We start from the raw sequence: 15,327 nt of genomic DNA on the forward strand, positions 1-15,327 counted from the left end.
CAACAAAACCCAGGTTATTTTGCGCAAATCTACGCCTGGATCTATAGATTGTCAACAATACAAAGGAGGGGAACCCCGGAATTGTAAACATCCGGGGATTCCCTCAGTAGAGCCGGCGCTCCGAAACCGGAGGCGGCGAATACTGGTAAAGCCAGGTTTCCGTCAGCGCCTCGTCGCCCAGACGCAGGTAAAGGCGGATATTAATGGGCTCCTGTGAGTCATCGGGCACCAGGTCAAACATGGCCCGGTAGCCATTGATTGCTGACAATGGCCGGGCCGAGGTGATTTCCACATCGCCACGGCTGACGCTAATCACGGGTTCCACCTCCGCGCCCTTGCGAAGCATCTCCAGCGCTCCGCCGGCAAAGTCCACGGCAAAACGCCAGGAAAAGTACTCGCGTTTCTGGCCCACAACCCCGCCCAGTCCGGTGCGCGTGGCCTGCACCGTGGCCAGCTCCCTGGGACGAACCGGTGGCTCGGCACCCCAGTGGAGGCGATAGCTGTAGAGATATTCCTGGCCTGGCTGCATAGCTTCCTGGGGATGCCAGAAGGCAACGATGTTGTCGAAGGTTTCATCCACCGTCGGAATCTCTACGAGATCCACACTGCCCTTGCCCCAGTCTCCTTTGGGCTGCACCCAGACACTCGGCCTACGATCGTAGAAGACGCCGTCGTCCTGGTAGTGGTCGAAGTTGCGATCACGCTGTAACAGACCGAAGCCACCCGGGTTGTTGTCCTGGAAGCTGTTGAAGCGCAGGCTGCCCGGATTCACCAGGGGCCGCCACAGCCATTCCCCGGCGCCGGTGAGCAACGACAGGCCATCGGAATCGTGAATTTCCGGGCGCCAATCGTAATCCATACGCTGGCTGTTCTCGCCCACCTGATACATGCTGGTCAGCGGCGCAATGCCGGCACGGGTGATCTCCCGACGCGGGTACAGTGCGGCATCCACGTCCATCACCATATTACGGCCCGGGTCCAGTACAAACGCATAGGCGCCGGTGACGCTCGGCGAATCCAGCAGGGCCCAGACCCGCATCACCTGACTTCCCGGCGCCGGTTTTTCCAGCCAGAACTCCGAGAACCGGGGAAATTCCTCCTCCCGGTTCATGCCGGTATCAATGGCAAGCCCACGGGCCGACATGCCGTACTGCATTTCCGAACCCACCGCCCGAAAATAACTGGCACCCAGGAACGCCGCCAGATCGAGCGAAAAGTTGTTGTGATAGTGGACGCGGAAGCCGGCATAGCCCAGATCTTCCGGGAGGTCGCCAAGCGGCTGCTCGCCCTCGTAGTCGAAAAGGTCGGGTTGATAGGCCAACTGACGGGCCTGCCCTTCCTCCACTTCATGGATTTTCACCGGTTCCTGAAAATAAAGCCCCAGGTGGAAGAGCTGAACCTGAAAAGCGCTGTCACTGTCACGCCAGAGTGCCTGATCCTCGCGAAAGCGAATGGCCTGGTAATCGTCCCACGACAGTGTTTTCAGAGACGGCGGCAATTCACCCTTGTGAGAAACGTACTCCTTCCCGGCCAACTCCCGGGCGTGGCCCTTCAACCAGGCATAACTGAAAGGCTGGCCCTCGCCACCGGCTACCGATTTGACCCTGGCCCCGAACACCGTTGGCGCCAGTGGTACTGCACTGCTGCCGACTAGCGCCGCCAGAACCTTCAACACCCGTCGCCTCTCAATTTTGTCCATCCCGGCTCCTCCGTCTTTTCTGCTCACCTGATTCATGTCGCCCCACCTTCCGGTTGCGCCAATGATCCAACACTTCCCTGGAGTGATTTCCTTCGCAGGCGCTGGCCCCAGTAACTGTTGTCGGGCGCGCGCCAGGCGCCCTCGTGCAACGCGGCGAGGGATTGCCTGTCGCGGGCAATGCTGCTCAGCTCGCTGCGATTGAGCACCTCGGGCCCGTCCGCAAGGCACCGGGCAACCGCTGTCTCAAGGTGCTTGCGCCTTGGCCCCCTGCGATGATCGCGCGCCAGCGCCTGATGCAGACGATTCAAATGAGGGTCCAGCACGACCTGCTCGAACGGAGGCCAGGCATCACTGGACCCTCGCTCCTGGCGAAACCTGCGAGCGTCTGCGAGCATGGGCCGGAGAGGCTCTTTCTCCTCCGGCACTCGCAACAGATCGAACCCCCGGAGTGCATCGCCGGGCCCCCTCCGGCTGATAAAAACCGCGGTCGGTGCTGCCAGAAGCAGCGGAATGGCTACGGGCAGAGACCACAGGAAGAACATGGTATCCAGGCTCCAGGCAAACGCCGACCAGCAGCCGCCCACCAGCATTCCAGGGAACTGGGCCGCCAACGCTTTGCGCCAGGTGGTTTCCTCGGTACGGTTCTGGCCGGCCCAGGACAGAGAAAGGCCGAACAACGCCACCAGTACGTGCCGGCTGTGTGCCCACATTCTTACCGGCGCCAGCAGAATCGAGATCACAATTTCCAGCAATACGCTCCCGAACAACTTCAGGAACCCGCCGAAATCACGGGCGTAGCGGTGGCACAGGGCATCCAGCAGGGCCAGGAACTTTGGCAGGAACAGCAGCGCAAAGGTACTCAGGGCCAGGATCAGCGCCCAGCCTGGCCGCCACTCGGGCCAGAGCGGGAACGGCCCCTGATGACCCTCGGGAAAGTATTCGATCGGAGCCAGGGTCATCCGCGCAGCTTCAATCGTGGTGAGAACCAGAAACCCTAGCCACAGGGGCGAAGCCAGGTAGGCCATGGCGCCGTTGAGAAACGCCATTCGATGCGCAAATCGCAGACCCGGTTCCCGCAACATCACCCAGAGGTGTTGAAGATTGCCCTTCGCCCAACGAAAGTCTCGCGTCAGCTCATCTTCCAGGGTGGGCGGCGACTCTTCAAAGCTGTTGCCCAGCCCGGTTTCCAGCCAAACCTCGTACCCGGCCCTGCCCATGAAGGCCGCTTCCACAAAGTCATGGCTCATGATCGGGCCCCCAAATATGCCGGGGCCGCGTAGTTTGGGGAGGCCACAATGCTTCATGAACGGCTCGATTCTCAGGATGGCGTTATGGCCCCAGAAGGCCGCATCGCCCATCTGGATGGCCGAAAGCCCCGTGGCAAACAGGGTGGAATAGAACCGATTGGCAAACTGCTGGATACGAGCGAAAAAAGACTCGGCATTGATGATCGTGGGATTGGTCTGCAGAATGCCGACGCCCGGCTCCCTCTCCATCAGCCGCACCATGCGCACGATGGTGTCACCGGCAAGCAGGCTGTCGGCGTCCAGCACCACCATATACCGGCAGCGGCGCCCCCAGCGGCGGAGGAAATCCGCAACATTACCACTCTTGTAGTTGAGATTGACTGATCGTCGCCGATAGAACAGGCGCCCTTCGGCCCCCAGTTCGCTGACCAGCTCCGCCCACACCCGCTGCTCCTCGAGCCAGACATCCGGATCGCGACTGTCGGAAAGAATGTAGAACTCGAAGTGCTCGATCAGCCCTGTGCGCTCTATGTCCCGGTATACAGCCCTGAGCCCACTGAGGGTCCACTGTACGGGTTCATGGTAGATCGGCAGGACAATGGCAGTTTTCGCCAGCGGAGTGGCTGTCAGGATTTCCTCCGAGTGGCGTCGCAACAGCGCGTGCCTGTCCCCACCCGTAAGACGCAGAAAAAACCCGAACACGGCCGTCCAGAAGCCAACAGCAATCCATGCGTAAAGAATGGCGAAAAGCGCGGTCATGCCGATCTCGACCCAGGTTCCGCCGTGATACGGCAGCACCCAGAGCAGGTAGTAACTGGCCACCGCCGTTTGCCCCAGCACGAAGAGAATCAACAGGGTTCTGCGAAAAAAGGCGATATGGCGCCAACGATGCGCCCGCAGCGGCATCTCCGCAGCAACCTCAGACATGAGCGGCGTACCCGATGCTTCCGCGTGAGAGCGCAGGAGTCGCTTCAGGCGGTTGGCTGTTGGGGAATGGGAACTCAAAGGGAAGACGATCCATGGCCATGAGGAGCAGTCGGTTTTCGAGATCTTCTTCCGCAACGCCGGCCGCCTCCAGTTCGGAGAGAAGGCGGTCAATCATGGCCAGCAAGGTTCGGCAATTGGCCGTGGTCATCGGAACCCCGGAGGCCACCAGGTAACCGGATGTCCGGATCAGGGTCAGATGCAGCACGTCAACGTTCATCAAGACTCCTTTTTTTACCGTTCAGTCTGGAGCTCCGGATATTCCCGAAGACGGCCCCGGCGAATAGGTCCAGGTTTCGGTTAATGGCTCGCCCTCGAGACTCAGGAAGCCTCGCAACGACAACGCCTTGTCAGCGGGCGGGCGGACCAACACCGATAACCTCCAGACATCACTGGCAGGTACGTACTCCACAAAGTGCTCCACCACCTCTGCGCCCCCGTTCGCGCTTACCTCGCTGACCACCGGCGCCCCGGCCTTCAGGGAACTGAGCTCCCGACCCCGGAAATCAACGATAAACCGGTAGGCGCCCAGATCTTCCGGTTCGCTTCCGGGTGACTCCCGGCCCAGAAACGTGTGAACGGCGCGGCCGGAGGGGTGGCCCGCAATATCCGGGGCACCAAACTTCAATTCGTACTCGAAGCGTTTCCTCCCGCCCGCCTTGATTTTCTCGGCCGGTCGCCAGAAGGCAACGATGTTGTCGTTGGTTTCCGCGCCGGAGGGGATCTCCACCAGGACCACCGAACCGGCTTCCCAGGATTCGCTGGGCCGAACCCAGGCGCTGGGACGCAGATCGTAGCGCGCCTCGCTGTCCTGAAATTGGTGAAACGCACGATCCCGTTGCATCAGCCCGAACCCTGCCAGTTCCTCAACCTGATGAAAGCTCAGATGCAATTGGGCCGGATTGACCAGCGGCCGCCAGAGCCACTCTCCGGACTTGCCGTCGTGAATCAGCAGGCCGTCTGAGTCGTGCGCCTGGGGCCGCCACTCTCCCCTGGGCGGCACCGAGTTTTCGCCGAAATAGAACATGGAGGTCAGCGGCGCAAGGCCCAGCTGTTCAATGTCCTCCCGGAAGAAAAGCTCTGCCGTCACATCCACACGCGTGCTTTCGCCAGGCCGGATCACAAACCGGTAGGCCCCGGTGAGGCTGGGGCCATCAAGCAGTCCGTACACCACCAACGTCTCGCTTCCGGCGGCCGGTCGTTCAATCCAGAACTCCTTGAACGAAGGAAATTCCTCACCCGACGGCAAACCGGTGTCCACCGAGATACCCCGAGCGGACAGGCCAAACCGCTGGTCCTTGCCAACGGCGCGAAAGTAGCTGTTGCCGGCAAACACCATGAACGGCTCACCAGCGGATGCCTTCCCAGGGGTAAAAAACAGCCGGAACCCGGCGTAACCAAGGTCTGCGGGAATACGTTTGGCGAGTTCGGGATTGGGGTAGGTAAAGTCTGTGCGATCAAAACCGACCGGCTTCACTCCCTCGCTATCGATCTGGTTGATGGTCACCGGGTGCCGGTAATGAGCACCCTGGGCGACCATCGCTACCTGAAAGCGGGAGCGCCCGCTCTGCCAGAGGCGAGCCTCGGGTTTGAAGCCAATGGTCTGATAGGTGGAGTAATCGAGCGTACGGAGAAACTCCGGTGCCCTCGGGGGCGCCTGATAGTCACTACCCGCCAGCTTCTCCGCCTTGCTGAGCACATCGTCAAAGCTGAATGCGCTCACCATCGAAGGCAGCGCCAGTAGCAAAAGCGCCACCAGGTGGGGTTTCGGTAGTCCTGAACCTTTCATGCAGAAAATCCTTTCCGTGCCATGAGAAGAATGTAGCACCTGGTGTTGGCATCGCCTCAAGTGACATCTTCGTAACGCCTTGAAAGGATTGTTCTGTGGCGGGTAGCTCTGGGTGGGCTTACATGACCATGGACAGGGAAAGGGAGACGTCGGGAGTGTCCGGGCGCTCCATCGCCTCACCGGAGAGGTCGAGAATCTGGCCAACACTCATGCTGGCGTTAAAGCCCCGGCCTTCGAGCTGCAGGGCAATTTCTCCGGAGCTGGCCTCGAACCTTCTCAGGCCTGTCGTACGGGCCGGCGCCCATCCTCTCAGCACAGAAAAGGTGACGCGGGAATTAAGCGCTGATGTGAAGGGAATGGCGTAACCCGGGCTCCGGGCATTCATGCGCAGCCACCCGCCCTCGGCCACGTGCATCGACTGGCCATTGAACCCGTGCATCATGGCGGGCCCTGCAATCTGGAGGTACTCTGACGAAGCCAGTTGCGGCGGCGCTACCTGGTAGCGGCCCTGAATGCCCAGATCCCAGGCATGCCACGAGCGATTGAGCGATGCCCCCAGTGTGACCCGGTAGAACCCCGCGGACTGCTCGCTGATGTCGGTCGAGGTTGCGGTTTCGAGCCTCTCGAATCCCGCCAGCGCAACCGCCGTGGAGCCCGCCCGGAAGCCGCCCGCCAGTTCCCGCTGCCCTGAACACCGCAGCGCAAGGCTGGAAAGCTGGTGGTCTGTTTCCGATGTCCAGGAGGACTCCTCAAACCAGTCACTGGTGCCGGTGGCATGGCTGAACACGCCATCCACTTCAAACCCCTTCCAGGACCACAGCGCCCGACTGCCGGAAAGATCGAGGCCCCGGTAATCAACCCGGGTATCCAGCTGCTGGCCCGAGCGGGTAGTCACCAGGTGCTGGTCGGTTTCTTTCACAGTCAGATCAAAATCGACGCCGCCCACCGGAAACCCGTAGCGTAACGCCAGAGACTGCCATTCGCCGCCCTCGGTTCGGGACACCGAATCCTCGAAGTCCAGGGCAATATCGTGGCGGGAGAGGATCATGTCGTTGCCGGCCATACGGAGCCTTCCGTTGGCCGACTCATCGGTGTGAACGGAATCGCCCGAGAACTGCAGCGTGGAGGCCAGGTAGTGGGTAACGGATCGAAGCAGGCTTTCCGGATACTGTGTCCAGACTGCCAGGTTCTCGGGTACCGCGTCCGCCAGTGAGACCGCACTGGCAGGAGCGCACCAAATAAGTGCAAGCAAACCGTACTTACGCAACGCAAACGTCTCGGGCCGGGGGAAAGAGTATCGTCACTCTAAAAGACTGCCGGTCCTCAGACCACCCCAGCTTTCCAAAACTTACAATTTTAATGTTCAGCCAAACCAGTTACTTACAATCCAATATGAAAGTTGTATCTGAATGTAGCTGGGCGATGCTCAGGAACACCCGATGATACGCCCGGTTACAAAACCGGCCTCCCCCCTGCATTTGTGGCGACAACTTGGGTAAACTCGGCACACTTTGTGATTGATCAGCTGAAAAGGCTCCTGGACAGCGTCTTCACTTCGAAGCCACAGGCCGTGAAACCGAACATCAAAGGACGAAACCCATGATCAAGAAATGCCTGTTCCCCGTTGCCGGCTACGGCACCCGATTCCTGCCCGCCACCAAGGCCATGCCCAAGGAAATCCTGCCCGTGGTGAACAAACCCCTGGTCCAGTACGGGGTTGAGGAAGCGGCAGAAGCCGGCATTCATGAATTCGGCTTTGTGACCGGTCGCGGCAAGCGCGCCATTGAGGACCATTTCGACATCAGCTACGAACTGGAGCACCAGATTGCCGGTTCCGGGAAAGAGGATCTGCTGACCTCCATCCGCGAGCTGATCGACAACAACAGCTTCGCGTTTACCCGTCAGAACGAGATGAAGGGCCTCGGCCACGCCATCCTCACTGGTCGCAACCTGGTGGGTGACAGCCCCTTCGCCGTGGTTCTGGCAGACGACTTCTGCATTGGCCCCGAGGGTGAAGACGGCGTGCTGGCTCAGATGGTCAAGCTCTACAACCAGTTCCGCTGCTCGATTGTCGCCATTGAGGAAGTACCGGCAGACGAGACCCACAAGTACGGGGTGATTGCCGGTGAATCCATGAAAGATGGCCTGTACCGCATTACCGACATGGTGGAGAAGCCGGCGCCCGAGGACGCACCCAGCAACCTGGCGATTATTGGCCGGTACATCCTCACGCCGGATATCTTCGAGATCATCGAGCGCACGCCTGCCGGCAAGAACGGCGAAGTGCAGATAACCGACGCCCTGCTGGAGCAGGCACGCAACGGCTGCGTACTGGCGTACCAGTTCAAGGGTCGGCGGTTCGACTGCGGCAGCATCGATGGCTTTGTGGAAGCCACCAACTACGTGTACGAGAATATCTACAAGAAGGGCAAGAAGTAAGGTCCGGGCCCGGCTCAGCGGGCCAGTAACTGCAGGATCATGCGCCGGTTCTCCGCCGTTGTTCGGCGAAACCGGCGCAGCAGTTCCACCTCCTCCGCCGTCAGCTGGACCTTGCCCAGCACATCTTCCAGCTCCTCCAGAGATTCCAGAAGCTCGTCACTGCGGTCCAGGGCAATGCCCGGGAGTTCCAGTTGCCCATCGTCTCCGGGCGCTTCCGGATCCCAGTGCTGAATGGGGTGCATGTCCTGCATGGCCCTGACCTCGTCATTGAATCCGGCGCAAACCGGCCGGAAAATGCCCTGAGAAGTGAAACAAACCGAAAATGTAACGTACATATAGCCAGGAACACAATCGACCGTTACCTCGGGTGACTAAAGGGTGAATGAAACCTGACGGAAGGACTATGGCAGCGAGACCTCTGGATATCGATACGGCGTGGGAACTGGTTCTCAGTGCAGTAGACCGCAGCAATGTGACACTGCCGTTTCCGGGCACCGAGACGCCCGCTGTCAGGATCAATGGTCAGGGCAGCTGGAACCTTATGCAACCCGCCACCCATGAGGCCCAAAGCCTTCTATCGGTATTCCTGCCCCTGTGTCGGCCCTTGCCAGACAACGCTCAATTGAACGTGATCGGCCAGCTTGGCCAGAGCCTGGATGGCCGGATAGCCACGGTAACCGGCCGGTCACGATTCATTAACGGCGACGACGGCATAACCCATCTCCACCGGATACGGGCGGTGTCCGACGCGGTGATCGTGGGCGCAGGCACCGCTTTAACCGACAACCCGAGGCTCACGGTGCGACGCACCCATGGCCGGAACCCGGTACGGGTGGTGATCGACCGGCATCGCCGGGTTCCCGACAGCCACCACCTGTTTACCGATGGCGAGGCACCAACCCTGCGCCTGATCAGTGGCACCTACAGCAAGCCACCGCATGCGGAAGTACCGCCGGGCGTGACCGACGTGCCCTGCCTCGGGCGGCCCGAAGATGACGCACCGGTAGATCCCGCGCACATCCTGGAAGTCCTGGCAGACTACGGGTTGAGAAAGATTTTCGTGGAAGGCGGTGGCGTTACCGTTTCCGCTTTCCTGAACGCCGGCCTTCTGAACCGCCTGCATGTGATGGTTGCGCCCATGATCATTGGCAGCGGTCGCCCGGCGTTTTCCCTGCCGGAGATTGATCTGCTGGACGACGCGCTGCGCCCGCGGGCCCAACTGGTCAATCTCGGTAGTGACATGCTGTTCGACCTGGATTTCTCAGGCACCTGATCGCCCGACGTCCCTGGCCGTGCCCCGCCCCCTGAAGATCATCGCTGCACCTGGCAAACTTGAGATGAGAACCAGGGCCCCGTACCCGACACTCAGCGCCACGCCCTGCTCCGCCGGCAAGCCCGCCAGGGGCCAGAGCACAGCGGCCGCGCCCTCCCGAACCCCCCAACCCGCGACTGTCAGGGGAATCACCATGCTGAGCAGCAGAACACTGCACAGGCCGACTAACACGGGCAATGTTGCCGGCCCGGCCAGATAGCCGGCGCCAGCGGCCAGCAGCAGGAAGACACCGAGATAACTGGCAAGGACCATCAAGGAGGAGGCCATCTGTACGGGTAACGCAGACCCGCTCAAAAGCGCACGCTGGAGGTCACGCCTGAGCCGCAAAAGATAGTCGCCAGCCCCCAATCGGGCCGCCAGCCAGACGGCGAGCGAGAGAGAGATAATCGCAACCACCGGCCACCACCCCCCACCAGGCGTCCCGACCTGGAGACGGCCGGCCTGGACAAGCCCGATGACCGAAACCAGCACAACCAGAATCAGGACCACCTGCCCCGACAACCTCTCAATAGCGACCGCATGGGCCGGAGCCAGCCGTTCACCGGCGCTGGTACCGTGGCGCCAGGCGCGATGGACATCGCCCAGTACCCCGCCGGGCAACACCTGGTTAAGGAAGGTCGCCAGATAATATTCCTGCACGGCGAGGCCGAGTCTCAGAGGGACGCCCAACCGCTGCGCCGTGTATCGCCATCGCCACGCGGAGATTACTACCTGCAAGACAGACATCAGCAAGGCCGGCACCAGTACCCATACGGCAATGCCGGAGAGTTCCCGCCACAGTGCCTGCCCATCGACGGCCTGCACCACCAGACCAATCACCAGGCCGGTAACCAGCCAGCGACCGGCCAGGCCAACACGCCGGCGTTGCAGCCAGGTCAAACGGTCGACTCCGGCGGCAGAGCCAGCACGTCGGTGTGGTGCACCACGATCTGAAGCGCTCCCTCGGCTAACAAGGCTTCCCGGGCGGACAGCCAGCGTTCCAGTTGCGGACGGCTTTCCGGCGACTGTTCTATCGCAGCCTCTACCCAGCCGTGCATCAGCATTCGTATGAGGGAGGTATTGGAGCATTCGCCAGGACGGTCCGGACCACCGAGGACCCAGGAGGACTCAGCGGTTTGAACCGAATAGCCCGCCTCAGACATCAAGGTTGCCAGAACGTCTGATGCGTCCGGCCCCAGGGCGGCACCGGTGCCCTTGTCACCGTGTTGATGCCGGTTTACCAGATCCCGGAGCAGCTCGTCCTCAGGATGCTCCGGGCTGAGCTCGAACCGACCGGCGTAACTCAGCACAATCAGAACCGCGGCGTTTCTATTCGCCACCGCCCGGCCCAGGGCCGTCAGCCAGGGACGGGACACCAGGTCAATCAGGGCCGAGGCCGTTACCAGTGCCGTGTCCTGGGGCAATATCTGCTCGATGTTTTCCGGTGTCAGCTGAACCGGTGCCGTTTCAAAGGGCACGTCCAGACCCCGGGCGCGTTCCCGGGCCTCGCGCAGCAGTGCCTGGTCCTGATCGACTGCCAGCCAGGTCTGGGGTACCTGCAGGGCCGGTGCCAGATACACAACGTTGGAGCCTCGGCCGGTACCAATGTCGACAATCCGACAGGGCCGTGCCTGAAATCCGGCCTGCTGCTCGTAACGATCGGCCAGCCACTGATTCAGAGCCGCCGTCAGTTCCCTGGAGCGCGCCTTGTGATCGGCTGCCTCACGGGCCGAGAGCCATTGGCTGTCGAAGGCAGAGTGCTGGTGCCACCCGGACGCTCCGTACCGGAATTGCTCAACGGCGCTGAGAAAATCATCCGCCGCTGCCCGCCAGGACCGCACCTGCCGCGATTCCCGGACCGCCAGCTTACGGGCGTGAGCAAGCTCTTCCGGGTGGGTCAGCCATTGTTCGATTCGTGCCGTCAGGGCCTGAACATCACCGGCACTGTACTGCACTACGCCGGGTCTTTCCGCCGTGTTCGCCAGCGCACCGCCGTCGGAGGATATGATCGGCAGACCGGCAGCCAGCGCCTCGTCGATCACCATGCCATAGCCTTCATAGAGCGATGGAAACACAAACAGGTCGGCCCGACGGTACATATCTGTCAAACCGGCTTCGTCCAGCTCTCCGGTCAGGGTGACACGGTCGGACAGGCCAGATTCGGCAATCTGTTTGCGCAACTGGCACGCGTACCCCGCGTTACGGCTGTCGGAGCCCGCCAGCGAGCATTGCCAGGATAAGGACTTGAGTGCTGCGAGCGCCGCCACCAGCTGGTGCTGCGCCTTGCGCGGAGACAGATGCGCGACACAGAGCAAGTGCGGTGCCTCCCCAGAATCGTCTGCAGGTGCAGGCTCGCTTTTGCCGGCCAACACGCTGACTCCCGGTTCCGCGACCCGGACCCACGCCTCCGGAACGTTGTAGTCCGCTAGCCGTGCTGCCGTGTATCGGCTGGTGGTGACAACGCCCGACACGAACGCCAGGGCCCGCCGTTCGGAATCGAGAAACCATTGCCGGTCGGGTTCGCTCAGCCCGGTCTCATCCGCCAGGGGGTGATGCACCAGCGCCAGTAACGTAAGCCGCCCGTGGTGTTTTTCGACAACGTCTGGCAACCCACCCATGGCCAAACCGTCCAGAATCACGCAGGTGCCTTCCGGCAGGGCCGTCAGGCGCCGGTCGAGTTCTTCGAACGCCTTTTTGTCCGGCCTCGGAAACTGCCCGTCCAGCCCGGTTACCCGGGCCAGCTGGCCCCGCTCATTCAGGGCCTGCACCAGTTTTCGGACGTAGCGATACCCTCCGGTGTTCTGGTCCGGATCACCCGGCACCAGAAATTCGATGGCATGCGGCGCCTCAGATTCCGGCATGGTAGCTTGCCCAGGCAATATGCGACTCCGAGAGGGTTACCTTGAGGCTCGCAATGCCGCGGCCGGTTTCGCCAAGACGACCTTCGTGAATGGCCCGGGCCATGCGATCGAATACCATCCTGGCCATGAATTCCGTGGTGGTATTGCGCCCCGCGAGCTCCGGAATCTCATCGAGATTCTTCATATTGAATTCCGAGAGAACGTCTTTAAGCACTTCCGAGGCCAGCCCGATATCCACGATCAGGTCGTCCTCGTCCAGTTGATGCCGCTCAAAGGTCACGTCGACCACGTAGGTGGCACCATGGAGTTTCTGCGCGGGCCCGAAGACCTCACCGTTAAAACTGTGGGCAATCATCATGTGGTCACGGACGGTCAGGCCGAACATGGTCTCTCCTTATGCAGTGGGCAGTGGTTGGTGGTCTAGCCGTAGGCAATGCGGTGGCAGAGCGTATCCCTGCCATCAATCAGAATGCGGTTCATGGCCTGGGGCAACTCTTCAAACGGGGTTTCACCGGTGATCAGGCACTCCAGGGACTCGTCTCGCAGCAGGCTTAAGGCCAGGGCCAGCCGTTTGCCGTGATCCCAGCGGGGCCGTCGGGCCGCTGCCAGCTGCCCCACCTGGCTGGATTTGAGCGTCAGGCGCCGTGGATGAAAGGCCGCGCCCAGGGGCGCCGGAACCGGCTGGTCGCCATACCAGCTCATCTCCACGATGGTTGCCTCAGCGCCGGCAAGCGCCAGAGAAGTCTCCAGGCCGGAAGGGTGGCCGCTGGCGTGAATCACCAGATCGTGATCGTCCAGCAGTGGGCCGGTGCCATCGCTGAAATCAAGGCCGAGTTGCTCCGCCACCAACGCCCGGGCCGGGTTGGTGTCGATAGCGGTTACCCGGGTGCCGGGAATCCGGCTGGCCAGCCAGGCCACCAGAAGCCCGACGACGCCCAGGCCAACGACGGCAACCCTGTCCCCCACCCCTGGCAGACCATCCCAGAGACCGTTCACGGCCGTTTCCATGTTCGCCGCGAGCACCGCCCGCTCCGGGGGCAGATCCTCGGGCAGAGGCGTTACCGCTGACGCCGGAACCTGGTAACGGTCCTGGTGAGGGTACAGGCAGAAAACCGGCTTTCCCACCAGTTCCGCCGGCCCTTCAATGACGTTCCCAACACTTGCGTAGCCGTATTTGACCGGCCCGGGGAACTCGCCTTCCTGAAAGGGCGCCCGCATACGCTCGTGCTCGGTTTTCGGCACCCGCCCATGGAATACCAGCGATTCAGTCCCCCGACTGATTCCGGAATACAGTGCCTGAACCGTCACCCAGTCGCCGCGGCACTCACGGCTGTCCCCCGCCAATGACGTCTCCAGAATTTCGCCCTTCCCGGGACTGGTTACCCACCAGGCCCTGGCCTCACGTGGCGAGCTCGTTGCTCCGGCTTCCTTTGGCAATGCAATCTCCTTGCTTCATGCCTGGCTTTCGGCGCCCGGGAAAGGACGACGAAGCTGACGGTCTGAACGCAGTCTGCTCTCGTAAATATTCACACCATCCGACTACTATAGTCTTTGTATTCGGGGCGTGGCAGCGCGGCTCTGGGCCGCGCTGGCTGCCAATGTATACGCTGGAGCCTGACGATGGATTCTAATGGGCACACCTCCCCAGGCCGCCTCTCCCTGGCTTTCGATCTTGCCTGGGCAGGCGGATTGCTGGCGTTGTTATGCCTCCTTACCAGCTGGCTGGCCCAGCTACCGCTGACGTTTATCGCTCTGGCCGCCATTTTGTATATAGCAGTTTGCGTCTGCGCTGGCTTCGCCTGGCCCCGTGGCCAGGATTTCGGTTGGGCCAATCGGGCGACCCTTCTTCGAAGCACGCTGGTAATAACGCTGGTTGCCCTGGCTCCCTACGCAGGAAACCTGGTTGGCGAAAACGGGAGTACAGGCGGGCTCTGGCTGTACTCCGTGGTGGCATTACTGGCTTTGCTGCTGGACGGCGTGGACGGCAGGGTGGCCAGAGCTACCGGTTCGCAAAGCGACTTCGGCGCCCGTTTTGACATGGAGCTGGATGCGCTGTTCATCCTCGGGCTGTGCGTTGCGGTTCTGGCACTCGGGAAAGCCGGCGTCTGGGTCCTGGCTCTGGGCCTGATGCGCTATGGTTTCGTGGCCGCCAGCCTGTTGCTGCCCTGGATGAACCAACCCCTGCCCGACAGCTTTCGACGCAAAACTATCTGCGTTTGGCAGATCGTCACCCTGCTTGTGGCGATCCTGCCACCGGCCACACCCCTGTTTGTCAGCACCACACTGGCCACCGCGCTGGCGCTGCTGGTGTGGTCCTTTTCCCTGGACATTCGCTGGCTCTATCAAAGGAGACATTGCCATGACAGCTGTTAACACCGGGACACTGACCAGAACCCTCGTTGCCCTGCCCGCCGCGCTGGCGATCAGCACCGGGGCGATGGCCGAACCCCGAAAATTTATCGTGGACGACGAACACTTCTCCATTGTGTTCGAAATCATGCACATCGGTTACGCGCCGGTGATGGGCATGTTTCGTGAGGTTGAAGGCCAATTCGTCTACGACGAGGAAGCCCGGGAGCTGAAGTCTGGTCAACTGGTGTTCCAGAGCGACAGTGTGTTCACCAATCACAAGAAGCGGGACGAGCACGTCCGTAACGAAGACTTCCTCAACAGTGAGGAGTACCCGGAAATCACCTACACGGTGACCGGATTTGAAACCACCGGCGAGAATACCGGCAAGGTGACCGGCGACCTCGAAATGCTCGGCCAGACCCGCCCCGTGGTGCTGGACGTGACTCTCAACAAAAGCGCTGTCTATCCCTTCGGGCATGAGGAGTACACCCTGGGCATCAGCGCCTCCACAACCCTCAAGCGCAGCGAATGGGGCATGACTTATGGGATCGAGCAGGCCATGGTGGGCGATGAGGTGACTCTGAGATTCGGGTTCGAGGCGATTCGCGAATCCGGCGGTCTTTTCTGAACAGGTGTTCAGATCA

Annotated in this window: 14 protein-coding genes; 4 read left to right on the forward strand and 10 right to left on the reverse strand. The window is 61.3% G+C overall.

Annotated features, from left to right (window positions below; translation table 11 throughout):
* Positions 1-103 precede the first annotated feature (103 nt).
* The 5 genes from BM344_RS02745 to BM344_RS02765 all read right to left on the reverse strand — a co-directional run bounded on the left by BM344_RS02745 (position 104) and on the right by BM344_RS02765 (position 6,971).
* A complete protein-coding gene (locus BM344_RS02745; RefSeq protein WP_091985737.1) occupies positions 104-1,699 on the reverse strand; it encodes a glucan biosynthesis protein in 1,596 nt (531 codons plus the stop codon).
* 32 nt (positions 1,700-1,731) lie between these two features.
* A complete protein-coding gene (gene mdoH / locus BM344_RS02750; RefSeq protein WP_091985739.1) occupies positions 1,732-3,873 on the reverse strand; it encodes a glucans biosynthesis glucosyltransferase MdoH in 2,142 nt (713 codons plus the stop codon).
* Positions 3,866-4,150, reverse strand: coding sequence for a hypothetical protein (locus BM344_RS02755; protein WP_091985741.1), 285 nt, complete (start codon positions 4,148-4,150; stop codon positions 3,866-3,868). The genes mdoH and BM344_RS02755 overlap by 8 nt, the downstream gene beginning before the upstream one ends.
* Positions 4,151-4,171: 21 nt before the next feature.
* A complete protein-coding gene (locus tag BM344_RS02760) occupies positions 4,172-5,719 on the reverse strand; it encodes a glucan biosynthesis protein (RefSeq protein ID WP_228143536.1) in 1,548 nt (515 codons plus the stop codon).
* A gap of 118 nt (positions 5,720-5,837) precedes the next feature.
* A complete protein-coding gene (locus tag BM344_RS02765; protein WP_139229621.1) occupies positions 5,838-6,971 on the reverse strand; it encodes a ShlB/FhaC/HecB family hemolysin secretion/activation protein in 1,134 nt (377 codons plus the stop codon).
* Between the two features lie 347 nt (positions 6,972-7,318).
* On the opposite strand from BM344_RS02765, the gene galU reads away from it, so the two are divergent.
* Entirely contained in the window at positions 7,319-8,158 is an 840-nt protein-coding gene (gene galU / locus BM344_RS02770; RefSeq protein WP_091985747.1) for a UTP--glucose-1-phosphate uridylyltransferase GalU, read from the forward strand.
* 14 nt (positions 8,159-8,172) lie between these two features.
* Here galU and BM344_RS02775 read toward each other — a convergent pair whose 3' ends face one another.
* Positions 8,173-8,409 carry a hypothetical protein gene (locus tag BM344_RS02775; RefSeq protein ID WP_091985750.1) on the reverse strand — a complete coding sequence of 79 codons (237 nt, stop codon included), beginning with the start codon at positions 8,407-8,409 and terminating at the stop codon, positions 8,173-8,175.
* A 152-nt stretch (positions 8,410-8,561) separates the two neighbouring features.
* On the opposite strand from BM344_RS02775, the gene BM344_RS02780 reads away from it, so the two are divergent.
* Positions 8,562-9,431 (forward strand): RibD family protein, encoded by an 870-nt coding sequence (locus tag BM344_RS02780; protein WP_091985752.1) that lies wholly within the window; start codon positions 8,562-8,564, stop codon positions 9,429-9,431.
* Here BM344_RS02780 and BM344_RS02785 read toward each other — a convergent pair.
* From BM344_RS02785 to BM344_RS02800, 4 genes are read right to left on the reverse strand one after another with little or no spacing between them, the layout of a single operon-like run.
* Positions 9,420-10,370: a lysylphosphatidylglycerol synthase transmembrane domain-containing protein gene (locus tag BM344_RS02785; RefSeq protein WP_091985754.1), complete on the reverse strand. Its 951-nt coding sequence runs from the start codon at positions 10,368-10,370 to the stop codon at positions 9,420-9,422. The genes BM344_RS02780 and BM344_RS02785 overlap by 12 nt on opposite strands.
* Entirely contained in the window at positions 10,367-12,331 is a 1,965-nt protein-coding gene (locus tag BM344_RS02790; protein WP_091985757.1) for a glycosyltransferase, read from the reverse strand. Before BM344_RS02790 ends, BM344_RS02785 begins: the two co-directional genes overlap by 4 nt.
* Positions 12,318-12,716 carry a 6-pyruvoyl trahydropterin synthase family protein gene (locus BM344_RS02795; RefSeq protein WP_091985759.1) on the reverse strand — a complete coding sequence of 133 codons (399 nt, stop codon included), beginning with the start codon at positions 12,714-12,716 and terminating at the stop codon, positions 12,318-12,320. Before BM344_RS02795 ends, BM344_RS02790 begins: the two co-directional genes overlap by 14 nt.
* A gap of 35 nt (positions 12,717-12,751) precedes the next feature.
* On the reverse strand, positions 12,752-13,768 hold the full coding sequence (locus BM344_RS02800) for a zinc-dependent alcohol dehydrogenase (protein ID WP_091985762.1): 1,017 nt from the start codon (positions 13,766-13,768) through the stop codon (positions 12,752-12,754).
* A 183-nt stretch (positions 13,769-13,951) separates the two neighbouring features.
* On the opposite strand from BM344_RS02800, the gene BM344_RS02805 reads away from it, so the two are divergent.
* Positions 13,952-14,704 (forward strand): CDP-alcohol phosphatidyltransferase family protein, encoded by a 753-nt coding sequence (locus BM344_RS02805; RefSeq protein ID WP_091985764.1) that lies wholly within the window; start codon positions 13,952-13,954, stop codon positions 14,702-14,704.
* On the forward strand, positions 14,691-15,311 hold the full coding sequence (locus BM344_RS02810; RefSeq protein WP_091985767.1) for a YceI family protein: 621 nt from the start codon (positions 14,691-14,693) through the stop codon (positions 15,309-15,311). The genes BM344_RS02805 and BM344_RS02810 overlap by 14 nt, the downstream gene beginning before the upstream one ends.
* The last annotated feature ends 16 nt before the right edge of the window (positions 15,312-15,327 follow it).

This window comes from Marinobacter gudaonensis (assembly GCF_900115175.1).
Taxonomy (GTDB): domain Bacteria; phylum Pseudomonadota; class Gammaproteobacteria; order Pseudomonadales; family Oleiphilaceae; genus Marinobacter; species Marinobacter gudaonensis.